The sequence below is a fragment of the Blastococcus mobilis genome, assembly GCF_900188025.1.
Classification (GTDB): Bacteria; Actinomycetota; Actinomycetes; order Mycobacteriales; family Geodermatophilaceae; genus Blastococcus_B; species Blastococcus_B mobilis.
Window position 1 is genome coordinate 113,466 of the sequence record NZ_FZNO01000011.1, and the last position, 22,894, is coordinate 136,359.

Annotated in this window: 23 protein-coding genes; 14 read left to right on the forward strand and 9 right to left on the reverse strand. The window is 72.3% G+C overall.

From position 1 onward, the window contains the following. The first annotated feature begins 27 nt into the window (after positions 1-27). The 11 genes from CHB94_RS11805 (at position 28) to CHB94_RS11850 (ending at position 9,813) form a co-directional block, all read left to right on the forward strand. A complete protein-coding gene (locus tag CHB94_RS11805; RefSeq protein WP_089336765.1) occupies positions 28-1,299 on the forward strand; it encodes an ABC transporter substrate-binding protein in 1,272 nt (423 codons plus the stop codon). Beyond that, positions 1,293-2,183, forward strand: a complete 891-nt coding sequence (locus CHB94_RS11810; protein WP_089336766.1) for an ABC transporter ATP-binding protein — start codon at positions 1,293-1,295, stop codon at positions 2,181-2,183. The genes CHB94_RS11805 and CHB94_RS11810 overlap by 7 nt, the downstream gene beginning before the upstream one ends. Continuing rightward, positions 2,180-2,398 (forward strand): hypothetical protein, encoded by a 219-nt coding sequence (locus tag CHB94_RS25145; RefSeq protein ID WP_176445520.1) that lies wholly within the window; start codon positions 2,180-2,182, stop codon positions 2,396-2,398. The genes CHB94_RS11810 and CHB94_RS25145 overlap by 4 nt, the downstream gene beginning before the upstream one ends. A gap of 35 nt (positions 2,399-2,433) precedes the next feature. Continuing rightward, a complete protein-coding gene (locus tag CHB94_RS25150) occupies positions 2,434-2,691 on the forward strand; it encodes a glycine/sarcosine/betaine reductase selenoprotein B family protein (protein WP_176445521.1) in 258 nt (85 codons plus the stop codon). A 123-nt stretch (positions 2,692-2,814) separates the two neighbouring features. Then, entirely contained in the window at positions 2,815-3,102 is a 288-nt protein-coding gene (locus CHB94_RS11820) for a hypothetical protein (RefSeq protein WP_141137471.1), read from the forward strand. Between the two features lie 117 nt (positions 3,103-3,219). Next, complete coding sequence (locus CHB94_RS11825; protein WP_089336769.1) at positions 3,220-4,365, forward strand: acyl-CoA dehydrogenase family protein; 1,146 nt, start codon at positions 3,220-3,222, stop codon at positions 4,363-4,365. After that, on the forward strand, positions 4,362-5,120 hold the full coding sequence (locus CHB94_RS11830; protein ID WP_176445522.1) for an SDR family NAD(P)-dependent oxidoreductase: 759 nt from the start codon (positions 4,362-4,364) through the stop codon (positions 5,118-5,120). Before CHB94_RS11825 ends, CHB94_RS11830 begins: the two co-directional genes overlap by 4 nt. A gap of 24 nt (positions 5,121-5,144) precedes the next feature. Next, positions 5,145-6,350, forward strand: coding sequence for a thiolase family protein (locus tag CHB94_RS11835; protein ID WP_089336771.1), 1,206 nt, complete (start codon positions 5,145-5,147; stop codon positions 6,348-6,350). 53 nt (positions 6,351-6,403) lie between these two features. Next, positions 6,404-7,975, forward strand: a complete 1,572-nt coding sequence (locus CHB94_RS11840) for a class I adenylate-forming enzyme family protein (protein WP_176445524.1) — start codon at positions 6,404-6,406, stop codon at positions 7,973-7,975. Position 7,976: 1 nt separating this feature from the next. Further along, positions 7,977-9,161 carry a CaiB/BaiF CoA transferase family protein gene (locus tag CHB94_RS11845; protein WP_089336773.1) on the forward strand — a complete coding sequence of 395 codons (1,185 nt, stop codon included), beginning with the start codon at positions 7,977-7,979 and terminating at the stop codon, positions 9,159-9,161. 4 nt (positions 9,162-9,165) lie between these two features. Continuing rightward, on the forward strand, positions 9,166-9,813 hold the full coding sequence (locus CHB94_RS11850; RefSeq protein ID WP_089336814.1) for a nitroreductase family protein: 648 nt from the start codon (positions 9,166-9,168) through the stop codon (positions 9,811-9,813). A gap of 38 nt (positions 9,814-9,851) precedes the next feature. Here the strand turns inward: CHB94_RS11850 and CHB94_RS11855 are convergent, their stop codons facing one another. The 9 genes from CHB94_RS11855 to CHB94_RS11895 form a co-directional block, all read right to left on the reverse strand. After that, positions 9,852-10,997, reverse strand: coding sequence for a thiolase family protein (locus CHB94_RS11855; protein ID WP_089336774.1), 1,146 nt, complete (start codon positions 10,995-10,997; stop codon positions 9,852-9,854). A gap of 13 nt (positions 10,998-11,010) precedes the next feature. Continuing rightward, positions 11,011-11,412, reverse strand: coding sequence for a Zn-ribbon domain-containing OB-fold protein (locus CHB94_RS11860; protein ID WP_089336775.1), 402 nt, complete (start codon positions 11,410-11,412; stop codon positions 11,011-11,013). A gap of 22 nt (positions 11,413-11,434) precedes the next feature. Continuing rightward, complete coding sequence (locus CHB94_RS11865; RefSeq protein ID WP_089336776.1) at positions 11,435-12,202, reverse strand: SDR family NAD(P)-dependent oxidoreductase; 768 nt, start codon at positions 12,200-12,202, stop codon at positions 11,435-11,437. A 52-nt stretch (positions 12,203-12,254) separates the two neighbouring features. Beyond that, a complete protein-coding gene (locus CHB94_RS11870) occupies positions 12,255-13,880 on the reverse strand; it encodes an AMP-binding protein (protein ID WP_089336777.1) in 1,626 nt (541 codons plus the stop codon). Next, positions 13,880-14,641 (reverse strand): enoyl-CoA hydratase/isomerase family protein, encoded by a 762-nt coding sequence (locus CHB94_RS11875; RefSeq protein ID WP_089336778.1) that lies wholly within the window; start codon positions 14,639-14,641, stop codon positions 13,880-13,882. Before CHB94_RS11875 ends, CHB94_RS11870 begins: the two co-directional genes overlap by 1 nt. Beyond that, positions 14,638-15,846, reverse strand: a complete 1,209-nt coding sequence (locus tag CHB94_RS11880; protein ID WP_089336779.1) for a phenylacetate--CoA ligase family protein — start codon at positions 15,844-15,846, stop codon at positions 14,638-14,640. Before CHB94_RS11880 ends, CHB94_RS11875 begins: the two co-directional genes overlap by 4 nt. Further along, positions 15,843-17,018: an acyl-CoA dehydrogenase family protein gene (locus CHB94_RS11885; protein WP_217899278.1), complete on the reverse strand. Its 1,176-nt coding sequence runs from the start codon at positions 17,016-17,018 to the stop codon at positions 15,843-15,845. Before CHB94_RS11885 ends, CHB94_RS11880 begins: the two co-directional genes overlap by 4 nt. 26 nt (positions 17,019-17,044) lie before the next feature. After that, a complete protein-coding gene (locus CHB94_RS11890; RefSeq protein WP_217899279.1) occupies positions 17,045-17,866 on the reverse strand; it encodes an enoyl-CoA hydratase/isomerase family protein in 822 nt (273 codons plus the stop codon). A gap of 107 nt (positions 17,867-17,973) precedes the next feature. Then, complete coding sequence (locus CHB94_RS11895; RefSeq protein WP_089336780.1) at positions 17,974-19,131, reverse strand: acyl-CoA dehydrogenase family protein; 1,158 nt, start codon at positions 19,129-19,131, stop codon at positions 17,974-17,976. Between the two features lie 185 nt (positions 19,132-19,316). On the opposite strand from CHB94_RS11895, the gene CHB94_RS11900 reads away from it, so the two are divergent. From CHB94_RS11900 to CHB94_RS26955, 3 genes are all read left to right on the forward strand, one after another. Further along, positions 19,317-19,676, forward strand: a complete 360-nt coding sequence (locus CHB94_RS11900; RefSeq protein ID WP_089336781.1) for an HIT domain-containing protein — start codon at positions 19,317-19,319, stop codon at positions 19,674-19,676. A gap of 59 nt (positions 19,677-19,735) precedes the next feature. After that, a complete protein-coding gene (locus CHB94_RS11905; protein WP_089336782.1) occupies positions 19,736-20,554 on the forward strand; it encodes an enoyl-CoA hydratase/isomerase family protein in 819 nt (272 codons plus the stop codon). 284 nt (positions 20,555-20,838) lie between these two features. Next, entirely contained in the window at positions 20,839-22,893 is a 2,055-nt protein-coding gene (locus CHB94_RS26955; protein ID WP_254920587.1) for a PhoH family protein, read from the forward strand. The last annotated feature ends 1 nt before the right edge of the window (position 22,894 follow it).

Genomic DNA, 22,894 nt, shown 5'->3' on the forward strand with positions numbered 1-22,894 from the left:
GGCTACCTCCTAGAGATGGAGAAAGAAATGGCGAGCAAGAGAAACGGCCGTGTCCTCGCGGCCTCCGTGGCGGCGGCAACCCTGCTCACCGCCTGCGGCGGCGACGACGAGGGCGGTGGCGGCGGTGGCGGCGGCGAGGGGGCGTCGGGGGGCGCGACCTACAACCAGGCGTGGCTGGTCGACTTCTCCGGGCCGTACGCCGACGTCTACGACGAACTGCAGGCGGCCCGCGAGGCGACCAACGAGTGGTGGAACGACCAGGTGGGCAGCGAGATCGGCGTCCAGCTGTCGGGCGAGGTGTACGACCACCGCTACGACGCCGCCCAGGTCGCGAGCCTCTGGCCGGGCATCCTCTCCGAGATCCAGCCGATCATGGCGATGGGCGTCGGCGGTCCCGACGTCGCCGCCCTCCAGCAGCGGCTGCCCAGCGACAAGGTGCCGATGCTGATGAACACGGCCGGCTACGGCTACGCCTGGGAGCCCGACCAGTGGGTGTTCAACCCACGGGCCACCTACGTCCACGAGGCCGCCGGTTTCGTCGACTGGTTCAAGGAGGCCCAGAAGATCGACGGGCCGGTGAAGGTCGCCATGATCTCCTCCGAGGCGTCCCCCGCCTACGTGGACATGGTCGACGGCATCGAGGGCTTCGCGGAGGCCAACCCGGACGTGGCCGAGGTGGTCGCGGTCGAGTTCGCCGAGGTGCAGCCGGCCGACCTGAGCAGCCAGGTGCGCCGGATCGTGGGCGCCGAGGCGGACGTGATCCTCATCCAGACCAACACCACGCAGGCCGTCGTCACCATGCAGGCCCTCGAGTCGCTCAACCAGGACATCCCGATCATGTTGAGCTCGCACAACAGCCTGCAGGCCACGGCCGACGCCGCCGGTGGGCTGGAGAAGCTCGAGGGCGACTTCGAGTCGTTCGGCTTCGTCGTCCCCGCCGAGGAAGAGGGCGAGGCGTACGAGTTCTACAAGATGCTGACCGAGGACTACGGCCTCGAGGCGGAGTGGACGGTGCCGACGGTCCAGGGCATCGCGCACCAGCTGTACGCCAACCGGGTCGTCGAGCAGGCGGTCGAGATGGTGGGTGCCGAGAACCTCACCGGCCAGGCCATCTACGACGCGATCCTCGAGGTCCAGCTGACCTCCGAGGACCTGTTCGGGTTCCTGCCCGACCTCGACTGGACGCCGGAGGCGCCGTTCCCGACCAGCGGGCTCACCACCAGCATCGGGACGGTGGCCGACGGCACGTACGCGCGCGCCGAGCTCAACCACGAGATCCCGGAGCTCGAGAAGTGGTAGCAGGTCCCGCGGCACGGTCCGGGGGTGCCCTCGCCGAGGGCGCCCCCGGGTCGGCCCCGTCCACGGCTGACCAGGGCGGCCCCGGCGGGTCGCCGCTCCTCGAGCTCAGCAACGTCGAGGTGACCTACAGCGGGGTCATCCTGGTCCTCAAGGGCATCAACATCACGGTGCCCCAGCGGGGCTGCGTGGCGCTCCTGGGCCCCAACGGCGCCGGCAAGAGCACCACCCTCAAGGCGGTCTCGGGCGTGCTCAAGACCGAGGAGGGCCTCGTCAGCGCCGGCCAGGTGCGCTTCGCCGGCGAGCGGATCGACACGCTGGCGGCCGAGCGGACCGTCCGCAAGGGCATCCTGCACGTGATGGAGGGCCGCAAGGTCCTCGAGCACATGACGGTCGAGCAGAACCTCGTGGCCGGTGGGCACCTGCAGCGGAGCAAGGACGCCAAGGAGTCGCTCGAGCTGACCTACGAGTACTTCCCGCGGCTGGCCGACCTGCGCGGCCGGACGTCCGGTTACCTCTCCGGCGGCGAGCAGCAGATGCTCGTCATCGGCCGCGCGCTCATGGCCAGGCCGAAGCTCATGATGATCGACGAGCCGTCCCTCGGCCTGGCGCCGCTCATGGTCGAGGAGATCTTCTCGATCCTGCACCGGCTCCGGCAGGAGGACCTGGCGCTGGTGATCGTGGAGCAGAACACCGCCGCGGCTCTGGCGCTGGCCGACTACGGGTACGTCCTGGACAACGGCCGCATCGTGCTGGACGGCACGGCCGAGAGCCTGCGGTCCAACGAGGACATCCGCGAGTTCTACCTGGGCCTCGGCGCCACGGGGGAGCGCAAGAGCTTCCGCGACATCAAGCACTACCGCCGCCGGAAGCGGTGGCTGGGGTGAGCCGCGACGGCGGGGCCGGCGGCGACCGGGATCCGATCGACTACATCGCCCGCACGCGGGACACGTACACCAAGCTGGGCTACCAGCCCTATGCGTGGGTGCACAGCGACGAGGACCCGCCCATGGCGGAGCTTTCGAAGCCGCTGTCGGAGTGCCGGCTCGGCCTCGCCTCCTCTGGTGGCGTGTACCGCGTCGGTCAGGTGGCCTTCCACTAAAGGACGACACGTCCTTCCGGGCGATCGACACGTCGGTGCCGACCTCGGAGCTCCGGGTCACGCACTTCGCGTACGACACGACGGATGCGCGCCGCGATCCCAACTGCGTCCTGCCGCTGGACCCGCTGCGGGACCTCGTGTCGGAGGGGCGGATCGGAGCGCTCGCGCCCACCGCGTTCGGTTGCATGGGCGGCGTCTACTCCGCGCGCCGGGTGCGGGAGCAGCTCGCTCCCGAGCTCGCCCGGCACATGCTGGCGGAGGGGATCGACGCCGCCCTGCTGGTGCCCGTCTAGCCGGTGTGCCATCAGTCAGTTGGACTGATCGCGCGTCATCTGGAGGCCGCGGGCCTCCCCACGGTCACGCTGTCGAGCGCGCGGACGATCACCGCCGCCGTCCGTCCGCCGCGGAGCGTGTTCGTGGACTTCCCCCTCGGCCACACGGCGGGACCGCCCGGCGACCCCGCCGCGCAGGCGGCCGTCGTGAGTGCGGCGCTGGACTGCCTGGAGACGGCCGCGAAGCCGGGGACGATCGTCGATCTCGACCTGACCTGGCCCGGTGGTCCGGGCTGGAAGCGCGAGGACGCCGGCGAGACCCGGAAGCCCCGCGACGACACACCGCAGTACCAGCACGACGACGACCGGGTGGCCGCCGAGGCTGCGCACCGGGCCGGACGCTGCCGCGCCTGCATCGGCATCGACGGCTGACCCCGCGGACGCCCCCGGGGAGGCGCGGGGCTATTGACTGCCCGGTCGCGCGTCGGCAAAACTGATACGAACGTCAGAAGCGCTGTTTCCGCAGACCTCACGAATGGTCAGGTGAGCATGGACGCCACGTCGTACGAGAGCTTCAGGACCGGCCTGTTCGAGGCGATCTGGCGGGATCTCGACCCGCTCGAGGAAGAGATCGAGAACACCGAGAGCCTGCCGTACGACCGGCTGATGCCGCTGCTGCGCGGGATGCGGGCGTTCGGGCTGACCATCCCGGAGGAGTACGGCGGCGTCGGGCTGTCGATGTCGCAGTACCTGCCGGTGCTCGGCGAGTTCGCGAAGGTCCAGGGCGGCATCCGCGTCGTCGTCCACGTCCACAACTCCATGGCGCACGCCCTCTGGGAACTGGGCAACGAGGAGCAGCGGAAGGCGGTCCTCCCCGGCTGCGTCGACGGCACGAACTCGGTGGCCTTCGCCCTGACCGAGCCCGACCACGGCAGCGGGGCGGACCTCGGCACGACGATCGTGCGCGACGGCGACGACTACGTGATCAACGGCCGCAAGTGGCTGATCACCAACTCCGACTTCGCCACCCACTTCATCGTGTTCGGCAAGACCGACCCCACCGGCGGCGAGGAGGCGGTCAGCGCCGTCCTCGTGGAGCGGGACACCCCGGGATTCACCATCGAGGCGCTGCCGGAGACCATGGGCTGCAAGGGCGGGCAGCACGGTCTGCTGACCTTCGTCGACGTCCGCGTGCCGGTGGCCAACCTCCTCGGCGAGGAGGGGCGGGGCCTGGCGCAGATGGAGCAGGCGCTGGAGATCAGCCGGGTCTTCATCGCGGCCACGTCGCTGGGCACCGCCGAGCGGTCGCTGGAGCTCGCGCTGCAGCACGCGAAGGAACGGGTGACCTTCGGCAAGCCCCTCGCCGCCCGGCAGGGCATCCAGCGCTACCTGGCCGAGATGGCCACGGACGTCTACGCGCTCCGGAACATGATCAGCGACGCCGCCGAGAAGTGGGACCGGGGGCTGCGCATCCCCGCCGAGGCATCGATGTGCAAGCTGTTCGGTCTCGAGGCCGTGGGGCGGGTGACCGACCGGGCTCTCCTGGTGTTCGGGGGCATCGGCTACACCCGCAAGCACCCGATCGAACGGCTGTACCGCGACGCGCGGCTGAACTGGCTGGAGGAGGGGCCGCCCACCATCCAGTACATGGTCGCCGCGGGCGCGCTGCTGAACGGTTACGAATGGGACCGGTGACGGGCTCGTGCGCCGGCAAGGTGGTGCTCGTCGTGGGCGGCACCCGGGGGATCGGGCGCGCCTGCTGCCTGGACCTCGCCCGCGCCGGCGCGACGGTCGTGGTGTCGGGCCGTTCGGAGAAGAATGCCGAGGAGGTCGCCCAGGCGGTCCGTGACCTCGGCGCCGAGGCGAGCGCGGCCATCCACGACGTCAGTGACGTCGACGCGACCACGGCGGTGGTCGACGACGTGCACCGGCAGTACGGGCGGATCGACGGGCTGGTGGCCAACGCCGGCATGAACCCGTACTTCATCCGCGCGGAGAAGCTGACCCCCGAGGAGTGGGACGATTCCATGGCGGTCAACCTCCGGGGCCTGTTCTTCGCGATCCAGGCCGTCGGCAGGCACATGCTGGCGGCGGGCCGCGGGTCGATCGTCACCATGTCGTCGGTCACCGCGCAGCGCGGGGTCCTGCGCGGTCTGCCGTACGTGGCCGCGAAGGGTGGCCTCGATGCCATGACGCGCACGCTCGCCGTCGAGTGGGCCGACCGTGGGGTGCGCGTCAACGGTGTGGCCCCGGGCTACATCGAGACGGACCTGACCGAGGGCGTGCGGCAGAACGACAGCCTCCGGGACATGGTCCTGCGCAAGGTGCCCGCCGCCCGGTTCGGCGCGGCGGACGAGGTGGCCGCGCTGGCCACCTTCCTGGTCTCCGACGCGGCCGCGTACATGACCGGCCAGGTCGTCACCGTGGACGGCGGCTACGCCGTCTCCTAGCAGCACCGGATGAGGGAGCGCACCATGAGAGACGTCTTCGTCGGCGGCGTGGGCATGACCGCCTTCGGCAAGTTCCCCGACCGCACGGTGGGGGCGCTCGCGACCGACGCGACCACCGGCGCACTCCAGGACGCGGGCCTCGGCGTCCCCGACGTCGAGACGGTCTTCTACGCGAACGCGACGGCCGGGCTGATGACCGGTCAGGAGATGGTCCGCGGCCAGATCGCCCTGCGCGAGACGGGGCTGCTCGGCAAGCCGATCGTCAACGTGGAGAACGCCTGCGCGTCCGCGTCGACGGCGGCCAACCTGGCGTGGCTGTCCGTCGCGTCCGGGCAGGTCGACATCGCCCTCGCCGTGGGCGCCGAGAAACTGTCGCACCCCGACAAGACCCGGGCGTTCACCGCGCTGGCCGCGGCGGTCGACCAGGAGCGGCTGGACGAGCTGAAGGCCGCGCTCTACAACGAGCAGGCCGATCCCGCCGCGACGGGTGACCGGTCGTTCTTCATGGACGTGTACGCCGACATGGCGCAGAAGTACATGGCGCGCAGCGGTGCGACGGCCGAGGACTTCGCCGCCGTGGCGGTCAAGAGCCACCGGCACGCCGCGCTCAACCCCCGGGCGCAGTACCGCAACCAGGTGACCGTGGAGGAGGTGCTCGGGAGCCGCCGGATCAGCGGTCCGCTCACCCTGCTCATGTGCTCGCCCATCGGTGACGGGGCGGCGGCGATCGTGTTCTGCTCCGAGGAGGTGGCGTCCCGGCTGGAGACGCCCAAGGTGCGCGTCCGCGCGTCGTCGCTGGTGTCCGGCCGCGAGGGCCACTCGTCCGAGACGGCCGCCGAGCGCGCCGCCCAGCGAGCCTACGAGGTGGCCGGCCTCGGGCCGGAGGACGTCGACGTCGCGGAGGTCCACGACGCGGCCGCCCCGGCGGAGCTGATTATCTACGAGGAGCTCGGGCTGTGCGCGCCCGGCGAGGGGCCGAAGCTGCTGGCCTCCGGTGACACGGCGCTCGGCGGCCGGATCCCGGTCAACACCAGCGGCGGGCTGATCAGCAAGGGGCACCCGGTCGGCGCCACGGGCCTCGCGCAGCTCGTCGAGCTCACCGAGCAGCTCCGCGGGACCCTGGGGGAGCGGCAGGTCGAGGGCGCGCGGGTCGCCATCGCCGAGAACGGCGGCGGCTACCTGGGGCCCGACCCGGCCGCGGTGTGCGTGACGATCCTGTCCCGGGACTGATGGGCGCCGGCGGGCCCGCGGTGGGAGCGCCGCGGCCGGTTCCCAGCGTCACGGTGGCCGACCTCCTGCGGCGGAGCTACGAGCAGTTCTCGGCCCGCTCCGCCGTCGTCCAGGACGACCGGGTGGTCACGTACGGGGAGCTGGGCGCGCGCGCCCTGCGGGTCGCGGCCGCGCTGCGCGCCCACGGGCTCGTCCACGGTGACCGGGTCGTGCTGCTGACCTCGAACCGCGCCGAGTTCTTCGAGGTCGAGCACGCGGCCTTCCGGGGCGGGTTCGTCCGGCTGGCGCTGAGCCCCCGGCTGCACCCCAAGGAGGTCGCGCACATCCTGCGCGACGCGGGGGCGCGTGCCCTGTTCGTCGACCCGGAGTGGGCGGCCCGGATCGGCGACGTCCTGGCCGGCTGTCCCGACGTCACCCTGGCGGTCGGGTTCGGGGAGCCGCCCCCGGACGCGCCCCTGCACCTGTCCTACGGCGAGCTCCTCGCCCGGTCACCGGATGCCGAGCCGGTGCCCTGGCTGGTGGAGCCGGAGGACATCGCCGCGCTGCTGTACACGTCGGGCACCACCGGCCTGCCGAAGGGCGCCGCGCTCAGCCACCGCAACTGGGCGGCCATGATGCGCAACTGCCTGGTGGAGATGCCCCCGCTCGACGAGTCGGACCTGCTGCTGCACGTCGCGCCGCTGAGCCACTTCTCCGGGTACACCGCCAGCCCCTGCTTCGTGCGGGGAGCGGGGAACCTGGTGCTGCCCCGGTTCGACCCGCGGGAGACGCTCCAGGCGCTGCGCGACCACCCGGTCACGATCCTCCCCATGGTCCCCACCATGATCAACATGGTGACCGCCGCGGCGGAGGACGAGGGCGCCGAGGTCCGGACGTCGCTGCGGGCGGTCATCTACGGCGGCGCCGCCATCGCCCCCGACCGGCTCCGCCGGGCGACGCGCGTCTTCGGGGACGTGTTCCTCCAGTTCTACGGGCTGTCCGAGACGCCCATGCCGCTGACCTCGCTGTCCCGGGCGGCGCACGTGTTCGACCCGGCCGGACCGGTGCCCGAGCGGCTGGCCTCGGCCGGCCGGGTCAACCCCTTCGTCGAGCTGCGGCTGGTGGGGGACGACGGCGCGGACTCGCCGCCGGGCGAGGTGGGGGAGATCGTCGTCCGCGGGGACACCGTCATGCGCGGCTACTGGGACAAGCCCGACGAGACCGCGCAGATGATCGACGGAGAGGGCTGGGCCGCCACCGGTGACCTGGGGCGGATGGACGCCGAGGGCTACCTCTACGTCGTCGACCGCAAGAAGGACATGATCGTCACCGGCGGCTACAACGTCTACCCGACCGAGGTCGAGAACGCGATCTCCACGCTGCCCGGCGTCGCCGAGGTGGCCGTCGTCGGTGCCCCGGACGAGCGCTTCGGCGAGTGCATCGTGGCGGTCGTCGCCCCGCGCCCCGGCCACACGGTCACCGACCGGGACGTCGTCGGTGTCTGCACCGACCAGCTCGCCGACTACAAGAAGCCCCGCAGGGTCCTGTTCGTGGACGAACTGCCCAAGACGGGCTCGGGGAAGATCCAGCGCAAGCGAATCCGGGAGCCGCTGTGGGCGGCGGAGACACGACGGGTGGGCGGTTGACGTGACGGGCACGGACACGGGCGGGCGTGGTCCCCTCAGCGGGATCGTCGTCCTGAGCCTCGCGGAGCAGTACCCCGGGCCCTACGCCACGTTGCTCATGGCGGACATGGGCGCCGACGTGATCCTCGTCGAGCGCCCCGCAGGGGGAGATCCGGCCCGGCAGTTCCCGGCGTTCCACGAGGCGCTGAACCGCAACAAGCGGTCGGTGACGCTCGACCTGAAGTCGTCCGAGGGGCGGGAGGCCCTGGTGCGGCTCGCGCGCACCGCCGACGTGCTGCTCGAGGGGTACCGGCCGGGGACGATGGGCCGGCTCGGACTCGGCCCGGACGTGCTGCACGAGGCGAACCCACGGCTGGTGATCGCCTCCATCAGCGGGTTCGGGCAGGACGGCCCCTACCGCGACCGGCCCGCGCACGACCTGTCGTACCTGGCGACCGCCGGCATGCTCCACGAGTACGTGTCGGGGGACCGCACCGGGCCGGTCGGCCAGCTCGCCATCGGCGACCTGGCGAGCGCCATGTTCGCCACGGTGGGGGTCCTCGCGGCGCTGCTGCAGCGCGCCACCACCGGCTCGGGCGCCCACGTCGACGTGTCCATGACCGACGGCCTGGTCTCCTGGATGAGCACCCAGCTGGTCCCCGTGCTCAACGGCGAGCCGCTGGCCGGCATCGAGCACGAACCGGGGTACGGCCTCTACCGCACCTCCGACGGCCTGATCACCCTGAGCGTCGCCCACGAGGACTGGTTCTGGCGGCCGCTGTGCGACGTGCTCGGGATGCAGGACGTGGCCGCCCTCACCGGGCCGGAGCGGATCGCCCGCGAGGACGAGCTGCGGGAGCGGATCGGCACGGAGCTGGCCACGCGGACCCGCGACGAGTGGGTGGCGGTGCTGGACGCGGCCGGGGTGCCGGTCGGGCCAGTGCACACCCTCGAGGAGGTCGGCGACGACCCGCACGTGCGGGCACGGGGGCTGCTGGTCGACATCCCGGCCGACGGCGTCCGACCGCGGCGCCAGCACGTCCGCCAGCCGTTGCTGTTCGACGGGGTGGCCCCGGCGCCGACGCGGCACGTCCCGGCTCTCGGGGAGCACACCGAGGAGGTGCTGGCCGCCGTCGCCGAGGAGGTCGCCGGCGCGCACGGGCCGGGCACGCCGGACGGTGCCCTCCGACCGGTGGCGGGGAGCTGACGGCATGGAGCTCTACGAGGTCATGCGGACCGCCCGGACCGCCCGGTCCTTCGATCCGCGTCCCGTCCCCGACGAGGTGCTGCACCGCATGCTCGACAACGCGCGGTTCGCCCCCAGCGGCGGCAACCGGCAGGGCTGGCGCGTCGTCGTCGTCCGGGACCAGGAGCGCAGGACCGCGCTGAAGGACCTGTACATGGGGCCGTGGCGGGCCTACAGCGGCAAGGCGCGGGCGCTCGCGGGCAACCCGGACGCCGACGCCCTCTACGACCGTGCCGACCGGTTCGCCGAACGCCTCGACCGGGCGCCGGTGCACGTCCTGGTCTTCGTGCGGCTCAACGCCCTCGCCATCGCCGACGCGGACCTGGACCGGCCGAGCATCGTCGGCGGCGGCTCGATCTACCCGTTCGTGCAGAACTTCCTGCTCGCCTGCCGCGAGGAGGGCCTGGGGGCCTCGCTGACCACGATCCTGTGCATGGTGGAGCCGGAGGTGCTCGCCATGCTCGGGGCCCCGGAGGGCCTGGCGCTGGCCGGGTTCATCGCCGTCGGCTACCCCCCGCCCGGGTTCACCGGCAAGCCGCTGAAGCGGAACCCGGTCGAGGACTTCGCCTTCTCGGAGACGTTCGCCGAGCCCTTCGTCGTCCCCGCCTCGTAGCGGAGAGCCGGCCGGCTGGGGCCGGCCGGCTCCTCGCGCTACACGGTGAGGATGTGGACGCTCGCCGCCCCGGCGTCGAGCCCGGTCGCGGCGCCGCCGAGCATCTGCGCCAGGCCGACCCGGGCGCCGGGCACCTGCCGGTCGCCGGCGCGGCCGCGGAGCTGATCGGTGAGCTCGCAGATGATCCGGACCCCGGAGGCGGCCAGCGGGTGGCCCAGGGAGAGCAGCCCGCCGCTGGGGTTGACCGGGATGCGGCCACCCAGGGACGTCGCGCCGGAGCGCAGCAGGCCCACCGACTCGCCGCGCGGGCACAGCCCCAGGTCCTCGTAGTGCACGAGCTCCTCGGTGGCGAAGGCGTCGTGCAGCTCGACCACGTCCACGTCCTCCGGACCGATGCCCGCCTGCTCGTACGCGGCGGCAGCGGCCTGGACGCCGAGCGGCATCGTCGTGAGGTCGGCCCGCTTGAAGTCGTAGTCGCCGGAGATCAGCGACGACCCGGTGATCCGGACCGGCTTCTCGGTGTACTTGCGGGCGAAGTCCGCGGATGCGAGTACCACGGCAGCGGCGCCGTCCGTGTTCGGGCAGCACTGCAGGAGGGTGATGGGGTCCGCGATCATCCGCGAGCCCAGCACCTCCTCGACGGTGAACCGCTTGCGGTACTGCGCCTTGGGGTTGAGCGCGCCGAACTCGTGCGCCTTCACCGAGACCTGCGCGAAGTCCTCCTCCTTGGCCCCGTGGGTCTCCATGAGCCGCTTGGCCTGCAGGGCGAACAGCACCGGCATCGACAGGCCCATCTGGCCGTCCAGGTCGTACCTGTCCGGCGGGATGAGCTTGCCGGCGACCGGGCTGGTGGTCATCGACTCCACCCCGATGGCGATGCCGACGTCGACGTAGCCGGCGGCGATGTCCTTGTACAGGCTGCGGACGGCGGTGGACCCGCCGGCGCAGGCGTTCTCGACATTGACCATCTCGATCCCGGTGACCCCGAGATCCTTGAGGATGGTCTGGCTGGTGATCATGGCCTCGTACACGCGGGAGGAGAACGCCGCCTGCAGGTCACCCGGGTCGATGCCGGCATCGGCGATGGCGGTGCGGGCAGCGGCGCCGCCCATCTCCGCGATGCCGCGCTCCGGGAACTTGCCGAACTCGCTCTGGCCCACGCCGAGGACGACGACGTCATGCATGGTGGAACCCCTCTCAGGCCGGGACGAAGCGGTAGGCGAGCACGTCGGCGTCGTCCTCCCGCCACAGCGGGGCGATCTCGAGCTCCATGGGCATCCCCGACCGGAACGGCTTGTCCTCGACCGGCCGCAGCTGGGTGAAGATGCGCACGCCCCCGGGCAGCACCACGAACCCGACGGCGTGCCCGGGCGGGAAGTGCCGGTTGGGCATGTGGACGGTCGTCGCGCACAGGAGCTCCGCCTCGCCGCCCAGTTCGACCGTCTCGAGCTCCCGGCCCCGGCAGTCGAGGCACATGTCGGGGGCCGGGAACGAGACGCGACCGCAGCGCGTGCAGCGGCCCGCGAGCAGGGCCGGCCCGTCGGGGCCCTCCCGGAAGAGGCCCTCGCGGAACGGGGTGGAGGTGGTGGACGTGGTCATGGCCGCTCTTCTCGGGAGGGGATCACGACGGGCTGAGGATCATGCCGCCGTCGAGGCGGATGGTCCGGCCGTTGTGCATGGGGTTGCGCACGATCTCCTCGACGAGCATGGCGAACTCGTCGGGGTGGCCCATGCGCTTCGGGAAGAGGGACTGGGCGATCAGGCCCTCCTTTACCGAGGGCGGGACCTGTGCGTACATGGGTGTGTCGAAGGCGCCCGGGGCGATGGTCATGACGCGGATGCCGTGCGCCGCCAGCTCCCTGCTGAGCGGCAACGTCATACCGACCAGGGCCGCCTTGGAGGCGCTGTAGGAGACCTGGCCGATCTGCCCCTCCCACGCGGCACCGGACGACACGTTGATGATGACGCCGCGCTCGCCGTCCTCCTGCGGCTCGTTCTCCGCCATCCCCGGAACGGCGGCCCGCATCACGTGCACCGGGCCGTAGAGGTTGACCTTGATCCCCTTGTCGAAGGTCTCCAGCGGGATCGGGCCCTTGCGGCTGAGCAGCTTCGCCGGAGCGGCGATGGCCGCGGCGTTGACCACGATCCGGATCTCGCCGATCTCCCGGGCGTCGGCCAGGACGGCCTCGACCTCCTCGGGGTCGGTGATGTCGGTCCGGGCGAACCGGTAGCGGTCGCCCAGTTCCGCGGTGAGGTCCTTGCCCCGCTCGGCGTTCACGTCCAGGGCGACGACCGCCCGGGCGCCGCGGTCGAGCAGGCGACGGGCGGTCGCCTCCCCGAGCCCCGACGCGCCACCGGTCACGACGGCGACCGAGTCCTCGATCCTCACGGCTGTCTCCTTCCGGTGCGGGGCCGGCCGGCCCCGCGGGTCCAGGGCGTGGTCACGGCGAGCTGCCGGGCGGCCGCGGGGCGGCCGTGCCGCCGGTCGGCGCGACCTGCGGGACGTCGAGGGCGCGCAGCTTCTTCTTGTCGATCTTCCCGACCAGCGTCATCGGGAGGGCGTCGAGGACGACGACGTCCTTCGGCGTCTGGTGCGCGCCCTTGGCGCGCTTCACCAGGTCCTTGAGCTCCTCGCCGTCGAGTTCGGCCCCCGGCCGGGGGACGACGTACGCCGTGACGGCCTCGCCCCACTTCGGGTCTGGCCGCCCGACCACCGCCACCGAGGCCACGTCGAGGTGACCGCTCAGGACGTTCTCGATCTCCTTGGGGAAGACGTTGAAGCCACCGGTGATGATCATGTCCTTCTTGCGGTCGACGATGTGGAGGAAGCCCTCCTCGTCGCGGATGCCGATGTCGCCGGTGTGCAGCCACCCGTCGCGCAGGGTCTCGGCGGTCAGGTCGGGCAGCTTCCAGTAGCCGGACATCACCGCCTGCGAGCGGACGCAGATCTCGCCGGGGGTCCCGGGCGGCACCTCGCGGTCGGACTCGTCGAGGACGGCGACCTTCGTGCCCAGCGCCGGCCGCCCGCAGGAGGTGAGCAGCTCCGGCCGGTCGACCGGGTCGTGCTCCTCCCGCAGCAGGCTGGTCGTGATCCCGGCGCACTCGGTCTGCCCGTACAGCTGCACCAGCTTCCGGCCGAACCGCTCCAGCGCCTCGGAGAGGCGGCCCGGCGCGATCGGCGCGGCGCCGTAGAGCATCACCTCGAGCGAGCTGAGGTCGTGCTCGCCGGGCGCGGTGTGGTCCAGGAGCGCGTAGATCATGGTGGGCACCACGAGCGTGACGTTGACCCGTTCCTGCTCGATGGTCCGGAGGAAGGACGCCGGTTCGAAGCCCTGCAGCAGGACGACGGTGCCGCCGCGGGCCAGCGTCGGGAACAGCGGCATCACACCGGCGTGGGTGATCGGGGGCGCCACCAGGTACCGGGGGTGGGTGGGCAGCTGCCATGCCGACAGCCCCGCGCGGGCGAGCTCCACCATGGCGCGCTGGGGGAGCATGACGCCTTTCGGCCGGCCGGTCGTCCCGCCGGTGTACTGCAGCCACGCGATGTCCTCCGGGCCCGCCGGCCCGGGCTCCAGCGGCCTCGGTTCGTGGCGCGACATGGCCGCGGAGAGGTCCTCGCCCACCTCGGACTCGCCGAAAACGAGGAGGTGCCGGACGGTGCTGGCCCGCTCCAGGATCTGCCGGCCGGCCGCGGCGAAGTGCGGGTGGACGACGAGGACCTCGATCTCGGCGTCGTCGCAGATCCACACGTGGTCGTCGACCGAACCCAGGGGATGCAGCCCGGTGTACCGCCCGCCGAGCAGGTACGTGGCGGCCTGGGTGAGCCACACCTCGGGCAGGTTGACGCTCAGCGCACCGACCGCCCCGCCGTGCCCGATCCCGAGCTCCGCGAGGACCTGCTGGATCCGGCTCATGGACGCCGCGCCCTCGGCGAACGTCATCCGCCGGTCGCCGAGGACGAACGCCTCCCGCTCGGGGAACCGCTGGAAGGCCTCGACGATCGCCGCGCTGTAGACCGCGCCGCCGGTGTAGAGGTCGGATCGGCCGTCCGCGGGGGAGGTGACCATCAGCGCGGGCCTCCCGCCAGGAAGGCGCGGACGCGCTCGGCGACGGCCGGGGCCGCGGCCAGCGACGTGAGCGACCGGATCTCCTCGGAGAGGTGCGGCTCCAGGGCGTTGGTCGAGTCGATCAGCGCGCGGCTGGCGACGGCGGCCTCTCGCGGGGCCCTCCCCAGCGAGGCGGCGAGCGCCCTCGCCGCCTCGAGCACCGTGCCCTCCGGTGCGATCTCGTCCACCAGGCCCCACGCCAGGGCCCGGTCGACGTCGATGCCGGCCGGGTCCAGCAGCAGCCGCAGTGCCCGCGACCGGCCGACGGTGCGGGGGAGGAAGTACGACGTCGCCGTGTCCGGTGACAGCCCGAGCGCCGCGAAGCCTCCGACGAACCGCACGCCGGGCGCGCTGATGCGCACGTCGCAGCTGAGCGCGAGACCGAGACCGGCACCCGCCACCGTGCCGTTCACCGCGGCGACGACCGGCGGGCCGGCGTGCAGGACGCGCACGGCCTCGGCCGCCGCGTGCGCCGTCTCCGACAGCGTCTCCAGCACGAGGGTGTCGCCGTCGACGAAGCTGCCCAGGTCACCGCCGCCGCAGAACAGCCGCCCCTCGCCGGTGAGCACGATCGCCCGCGCGGAGCCGACGGAGCGCAGGGTCTCGGCCAGCGCCTCGCAGGTCGCGGTGTCGACCGCGTTGGCGGGCGGGTGGTCGAGCCGGACGACGGCGACCTCGTCGGTGCCGACCTCGGCGTGGACGAGGCCGGCCACGGCGGTCATGGCTGCCGCCGGTCGACCACGAGGGGCTCGTCGGCCGGGATGGCGCCCGGCGCCTCGCAGCGGACCTCGTCGGGACGCATCCGCGACAGCGCGAGGAAGGCCTGCGACGCCTGCTCGACCAGTCCGGGCGCCGCCTCTTGGGTCTCGAGCCGGAGCAGGACGTGGTCCCGCGAGCCGTTCCGGGTCACGACGACCTGGGCCCGGTCGACCCCCGCGAGCCGCAGCCCGGTCTCCTCCGCCTGGCGCGGGTAGATGAAGATCTCCTTCGCCTTGACCGCCTGGCCGACGCGTCCCTGCAGGGGTGCCAGCCGCATGGCGGGGTCGCCGCAGGAGCACGGCGGCAGCGCGTAGGAGACGTCGCCGGTGCCGAAGCGGACGAGTGGGTACGCGCGGTTCGACGTGGTCACCACCACCTCGCCGCGCTCGCCGTCGGGCAGCGGCTCGCCGCTGGTCGGGTCGCAGACCTGGACGACCAGGTTGTCCCCGACGTGGTAGCCCTCCTGCGCCGCGCACTCGTAGCCGATGAGGCCGACGTCTCCGGTCGCGTAGGCCGACGACGTCGTCAGGCCGTACTGCTGCTCCAGCCGCTTGCGCTTGGCCATCCAGTCGCCGAACTCGCCACCGAGGAAGGCCAGGCGCACCTTCCACTCGTCGGGCAGCCGGTGTCCCCGTCCCGTCAGCGTCTCGGCCAGGGTGATGAAGAACTGGGTGCTGCCCAGGACGACGGTCACCCCGAGCTTCAGGATGAGCTCGGCCTGCGTCTCGCTGTTGCCGACGCCGCCGGGGACGACCGTGGCGCCCACGTCGAGGAGCGCCTCGTCCATGACCAGCCCGGCTGGCACCAGGTGGTAGGACCACGTGTTCAGCACGATGTCACCGGGGCCGACGCCCGCCGCCCGGAAGGCCCGCTGGAAGCCCAACCCGAGCTCGTCGGGGCCCTGCGGGTCGAACAGGGGACCGGGGGAGACGAAGACGTGGCGGAGCTCCGCCGGGGGCACGGCGAGGAACCCGCCGAACGGCGGATCGGCGTGCTGCAGCTCGAGCAGCCGGTCCTTGGTGGTGACCGGGATGCGGACCAGGTCGTCGGTGGTGCGGATGTCCTCCGGCGCGACGGGCACCTGATCCATGAGCCGCCGTACCGCCGGCGCGTTGTCGTAGGCGTGCCGGAGCTGGGCGGGCAGCCACTCCGGCAGACCGGCGGTCATGCCGTCGCCTTGGGGGCGCCGTAGGGAAGGTACTCGCGGCCGAACATCTCTCGGGCGACGATCATCTTCTGGATCTGCGGGGTGCCGTCGCCGATCTCCAGGCCGCTCACGTCGCGGAGCATCTGCTGGAGGGGGAGGTCCTCGGAGTACGCGACGTGGCCGTGCAGCACGATGCAGTCGTGGATGGCCCGTACCGCCGTCTGCGGGCCCCACCACTTGATCATCGCGGCCTCCTTGGTGTGCGGTCGTCCGGCCATGCGCAGGGCCAGCGCGTGGTAGGACAGCCACTTCACGCCCTCGAGGTAGGTGGCGTGCTCGGCGAGGGGGAAGGACACCCCCTGAAACCGGCCGATGGGCTGCCCGAACGCCGTGCGCTGCTTGGCGTAGGCCACGGTCATGTCGATGGCGGCCTGGGCGCTGCCGTAGCAGATGAGCCCGAGCAGCGATCGGGTGTAGTCGAACTCGCCCATGACCATCTGGAAGCCGCGACCGATCTCGCCCATCACGTTCTCGTCGGGGACGAAGACGTCCTCGAAGGCCACGGCGGCGCGCCCGATGGGCTTGAAGCCGATGTCGTTGAGGGCGTGGCGGCTGATCCCGGGCGTGTCCAGGGGGACGAAGAACGCGGTGACGGAGCGGGTTCCGCCGTCCGGGGACGTCTTGGCGAACACGACCAGGCCGTGCGCGTGGGCGGCGAGGCTCGACGACGTCTTCTCGCCGTTGAGCAGCCAGCCGCCCTCCACCTTGGCCGCCCGCATGTGCATGGCCTGCGCGTCGGACCCGCTCTCCGGCTCGGTCAGCGCCAGGCCGGTGAGCAGCTCGCCGCTGATCACCCCTGGCAGCCACTTCTCACGCAGCCCCGGCTGGAGGTTCTTCTCCAGCATCCCGCCGGCCACCGAGGCGTTGAACACGGTGAACGCGGCGTTGTAGTCGGCGGCGGCCGTCTCCTCGCAGGCGATCCCGACGGTGATGAGGTCGGCGCCCTGGCCGCCGTTCTCCTCCGAGACGCCCAGGCCGAGCAACCCGTGCCGGCCCAGCTCTCGGTAGGTGTCCCAGAAGAAGTCCGAGGACGTGGCCCGTGCCATGTACCCCGGGGCCAGCTGGCTCTGGCTGAAGCTCCGGACGGAGGCCCGGAAGTCCTCGTGCTCGTCGGTGAACAGGAAGTTCGACACGTCTACCTCTCGGCGGGGGGGTGTGGTCAGCGGCCGGAGAACTGCGGCGAGCGCTTCTCCTCGAAGGCCCGGAGTCCCTCGGTCATGTCCTCGGAGTGCTGGTGGAGTGCGGAGGCGAGCAGTTCCAGTCGCAGGCCGGTGTCCACCGGCTGTTCGAGCCCGTCGTTGACCAGGTGCTTGGCGCGGCGCATGGCCAGGGGGCTGCGGGTGGCGAGCTTGTCGGTCAGCACGGTGACGGCCTGGTCGAGTTCACCGTCGGGCACCACGGTGTTGATCAGCCCGGCCCAGGTGGGGTCGGTCGCCGGCAGGAAGTCACCGGTGAAGATGAGTTGCTTGGCGCGGTTGACGCCGATCTTGCGGGGCAGCCGGATGGACGCCCCGCCGCCGGGCAGCAGCCCGTAGTTGGCGTGCGCGTCGCCGAGCTGCGCGCCCGCCGCGGCGACGACGATGTCGCAGCAGAGCACGGTCTCGAGCCCACCTGCCAGTGCCAGCCCGTTGACCGCGGCGATGACCGGCTTGGGGAACGACTCGATGCGGCTGAGCAGGACGCCGACCCGTTCGAGGAAGCGGTTCTGCTCGTCGCCGGAGCCGTTCCCGGCCCGGCGGACGAACTTCAGGTCCGCACCGGCGCAGAACGCCCGGCCCGTCCCCGTCAGGACGACGCAGCGGATGGCCGTGTCGGACTCGGCGCGGTCGAGACCCTGCTCGAGGCCGGCGACGACGTCCGGGTTGAGGGAGTTCAGCGCGTCGGGCCGGTTGATGCGGAGCCACGCCGCGGCCCCGCGCTGCTCGACGACCACCGCCCCCGTTCCGGCGCCCGCCTGGTCCAGTGCCACGCCTTCAGTCACGGATCCTCCGCCCACGCCGGAATACTGATACCGGTGTCATCTTTACTCGCTCCGGGTCGGCAAGTCGAGAGCGGGACGCGCCCCGATGTGCGTCCGACCGGCGCGGCTCAACTCGTCCGCGCCCGTCGGACCAGGTCGCGGCCGATCAGCAGGCGCTGCACGTTCTGCGCCCCGTCCGCCATCGTCAGGAACTGCGCGCCGGCCAGGATCCGGGGCAGGCCGCGGTCGGTGCGGATGCCGCGGGCCCCCATGACGCGGGCGCACACGACGGCGGCGTCCACCGCGGCGTCGGTGGCGAACCGCTTGGCGTGGGCCGCCGCCAGGGCGCCCTCCCGCGTGCCCACGAGCTCGGCGGCATGCCGGTACATCAGCCTGCTGGCGTGGGCGTTCGTCTCGACGTCGGCGAGGGGGAAGAGGTTGCCCTGCAGCTCCAGGAGGCCGGATCCGAACAGCCGCCGGCCCGCGGCGTCCGGCAGGGCCGCCCGGAGGGCGGCCGTGCACAGCCCGGTCGCCCCCGAGGCGACGTGCACGCGCGCCATGTCGAGGGTGGCCATCACCGCGGCGAAGCCCTGCCCGGGCAGGGCGAGGACGCGGCCCTCGTCCAGGTGGACGTCGTCGAAGACGACGTCGGCGACCGGCATGAACGACGCCGAGGACTTCTCGTACACCGGGCCGACGGTGACGCCGGAATCGTCGGCCTGGACCAGCACCACCATCATGTCGTCGGTGCCGGTGGTCGCGTCCCCGCTGCGGCAGAGGACGACGTAGACGTCGGCCTGGCCGGCGAAGGTGGCCCACGCCTTCGTGCCCGACAACCGCCACCCGCTGCCGTCGCGGACCGCGCGGGTCGTCATCTGCCCCGCGACGTCCGAGCCGCCGCTCTCCTCCGTGATCAGGATGCCGGCCAGCGCCCGCCCCGCGGCGAGCTCCTCGATCCAGGCCTCCGCCGACGAGCCGGGGGAGGCCAGTGAGACGGCGCGGGTGGCGAAGTTGTGCACGGACAGGCACAGCGCGTAGAAGCCGTCGGCCTGGCTCAGGACTTCGAAGATCGGGGCGACGTCGGCGCACGACAGGTCCTGGCCGCCGTACCTGCGCGGGACGTAGTAGCCGGCCAGGCCGAGCTCGCCGGCGGCCCGGAGGGCGTCCCGGGGGAAGACGTCGGACCGGTGCCACGCGTCGGCCGCTGGCAGCACGGTGTCCCGCGCGTGCACGCGGGCCGCCTCGACGATCGGGGTCTCGGTGAGGGTGGGTGCGGCAGTCGGCATGGACGTCACCTTCCGGAGGTCGGACGTGCGGCGCCCGGACGGTTTCCGGCGCCGGCCGGACAAACTGATGCCTGTGTCATCTTTGTCGACGGGGGCGCCCACGTCGAGTGCCGACGCTCCGGGGGAGAGGTGGGCCGGGCGGTTGCCCACGCCCGCCGGACGGAGGGGTGGCTAGGGTCGGCCGGGTGAGTGAGTGCCTCTTCTGCCGCCTGGGCTCCGGGGAGATCCCGGCGGACGTCGTGTGGGAGACCGATCGCGTCCTCGCGTTCCGCGACATCGACCCCCAGGCCCCGGTGCACGTGCTCGTCATCCCGCGGGAGCACCACGCCACGCTGGGTGCGCTGGCGACAAGCGATCCCGGACTGCTCGGCGACGTCATGGCCGGTGCGCACGCCGTGGCCCGCCAGGAGGGCCTCGTCGGGGCCGACGGTGCGGAGCCGGGCTGGCGGTTGGTGGTCAACACCGGCCCCGCCGGCGGTCAGGTCGTCCACCACGTGCACCTGCACGTGCTCGGCGGTCGGTGGATGAGCTGGCCGCCCGGCTGAGCGCCCGGCCACGGTGGTCACGGTGGCCGCCGGGTGGTGTGGGTGACAGGCTCGCGGGCATGAGCGATACCGCACCGGTCCGGATCGAGCCGGACGGCGACCTCGCCGTCGTCGTCCTGGACAACCCGCCGCTGAACCTGTTCGACCAGTCCGTCTTCGACGCGCTGGAGGCGGTGGCCGGCGAGCTGGTCGGGCTCACCGACCCGGCGAACCCCGACCGGGCGCGCGCGGTGCTCGTCGAGGCCCGGGGCAAGGTGGTCTCGGGTGGGGTGGACGTGACCTTCTTCCGCGACATCGCCGAGGGGCCCGAGCCGGAGCAGCGGGGGGCCGAGCTCTGGGCGCGGCTGCTGGAGGTCGCGCACACGTTCGAGGACCTCCCCGTCCCGACCGTCTTCGCCGCCCACGGGCTCACGCTCACCGCGGCGTTCGAGCTCTCGCTGGCCTGCGACATCCTCCTGGCCGCCGAGAAGGCCAGCTTCGGGCTGGTCGAGATCGTCGTCGGACTCACGCCGTCGATGGGCGGGCCGCAACGGCTGGCGGAGCGGGCCGGACCGGCGCGGGCCCGGGAACTGATCTTCACCGGCGAGCGCTACCCGGCCGCCGTCCTGGAGCGCTGGAACGTGGTCAACAGGGTGCTTCCGGACGAGGGCTTCGCCGCCGCCGCCCGCGAGTACGCCCACCGGGTCGCCGCCGGGCCCACCGTTGCGCATGCGGCCACCAAGCAACTGGTGGCCGCGACCGTCCGCGACGGTGCCCGCGCGGCCGACGCCCTGGTGCCGACGGTCTCGGGCGCGCTGTTCGCCACCGACGACCTCCGCGGCGCAGTCGCGTCGTTCCTCACCGACGGACCGGGGAAGGCGACCTACGCCGGACGGTGACCGACCGCACCCGGGAGGAGGTACGAGCTGGGGGAGAAGCAGGGATTCGGGGGTGCCGACGCGGGTAGACTCGACCGGTCCGCTTCTCACTCTCAGGAAGGCAGGGTCGAGGGTTCTTGCCCGACACCTCCCCAGGCGTTCCCGCGCCGGGTGCCCACACGTCTCGTGAGGCCTCCGCGCAGGCCGCCGCCGCGGACGTCGCCCGAGTCGGTTCGCCCGCTCCGTCAGCCCGGTCGGCGCCACCGCCGGTCCGGACCACCATCACCGTTCCCGACTCGGTCTCGATGGTCGCCCTCCTCGGGTCGGCCGACGAGCTGCTCCGCCTGATCGAGGCCGAGGTCGACGCCGACGTGCACGTGCGCGGCAACGAGATCGCCGTGACCGGGCAGCCCGCCGACAACGCGTTCGCCGTCAGCGTCTTCGACGAGCTCATCGCCCTGCTCGGCACCGGCCAGGCGCTGCGGCCGGACTCCGTCCGCCGGGTCATCGGCATGCTCCGCAGCGGCGGCTCCGAGCGTCCGGCCGACGTCCTCAGCCTGGACATCATCAGCCGTCGCGGCCGCACGATCCGGCCCAAGACGCTGAACCAGAAGCGTTACGTCGACGCGATCGACGCGCACACGATCGTCTTCGGCATCGGCCCGGCCGGCACCGGCAAGACCTACCTCGCGATGGCGAAGGCCGTGCAGGCGCTCCAGACCAAGCAGGTCAACCGGATCATCCTCACCCGGCCGGCGGTCGAGGCCGGCGAGCGGCTGGGCTACCTGCCCGGCACGCTCTCGGAGAAGATCGACCCCTACCTGCGGCCGCTGTACGACGCACTGCACGACATGGTCGACCCCGAGTCGATCCCGCGGCTCATGGCGTCGGGCACGATCGAGGTGGCGCCGCTGGCCTACATGCGCGGGCGCGCGCAGCCGTACTCCGCGCCGGTGCTCACCCCCAACGGCTTCATGCCGATCGGCACCGTGCAGGTCGGCGAGCTGGTCATCGGGTCCGACGGCACGCCTACTCCCGTGCTCGGCGTGTACCCGCAGGGCAGGAAGCAGGTCTATCGCGTCACCACGCAGGACGGCGCATCGACCTTGGCCTGCGGGGAGCACCTCTGGACTGTGACCACGCCCGAGGACCGTCGCCGCGGGACGACGCGCACACTGGAGACGCAGGAGATGATCGGCCGCCTGCGGAGGGCTCATGCGCACCGGTACGAGCTCCCGCTGGTCGACGCGGTCCAGTTCGAGCCGCAGGAGGTGCCGCTCGATCCCTACGCACTCGGACTCCTGCTCGGCGACGGTTGTCTGACGACGTCGACGACCCCGTCGTTCGCGACCGCCGATCCTGAACTGGCCGTCGCCCTCGAGTCCGCCCTCGACGGCATCGCCGTGCAGCACAAGGCCGGGCCCGATTACGTGCTTCGTCACGTGGATGGCGGGCGTGGTGGCCTGCGTGTCGCGAACCCGGTCACCGAGGCGATCCGTGAACTGGGACTGGCGGGTACGCGGTCGGAGACCAAGTTCGTGCCCTGGGTTTACACGCACAATTCGCCGGAGGTTCGCATCGCGCTGTTGCAGGGCCTGCTCGACAGCGACGGGGGACCGGTGTCCCAGCATGGACGGCGGTGCCGGGTGCAGTACGCGACGACGTCGGCGCGCCTACGTGATGACGTGACGTTCCTGGTGCGATCCCTCGGCGGGGTGGTCTACACCCGCACGCGAGCGGCTGCGGGCCGCCGTCCCGGTCGCGTTCTCGGGCGGCCCGTCCACCACCGGAACGATGCCCATGTGCTCGACCTCCGCCTGCCCGCCGGCCTGCAGCCGTTCCGCCTCGAGCGGAAGCGCAGGGCTTACGACGCTGCCGGTGGCGGTCGACCGATGCGCTTCATCGACCGCATCGAGCCGGTCGGGGAGCAGGAGACCATCTGCATCGAGGTTGCCGCTCAAGATTCCCTCTACGTGACCGACGACTTCCTGGTCACGCACAACACGCTCAACGACGCGTTCGTGATCCTCGACGAGGCGCAGAACACCACCGCCGAGCAGATGAAGATGTTCCTCACCCGGCTCGGCTTCGGGTCCAAGATCGTGGTCACCGGCGACGTGACCCAGGTGGACCTGCCCGGTGGCGCGCAGAGCGGGCTGAAGATCGTCCGCGAGATCCTCGACGGGATCGACGACGTGCACTTCGCCAACCTGACCAGCTCCGATGTCGTCCGGCACCGCCTGGTCGGCAACATCGTCGACGCGTACGAGCGCTGGGATGCCACCCGGCAGCCCCCAGCGGCCCGACCGGGTGCCGGCGCACCGGTCCGGACGTCCCGACCGCGCCGTCAAGGGAGTTGAC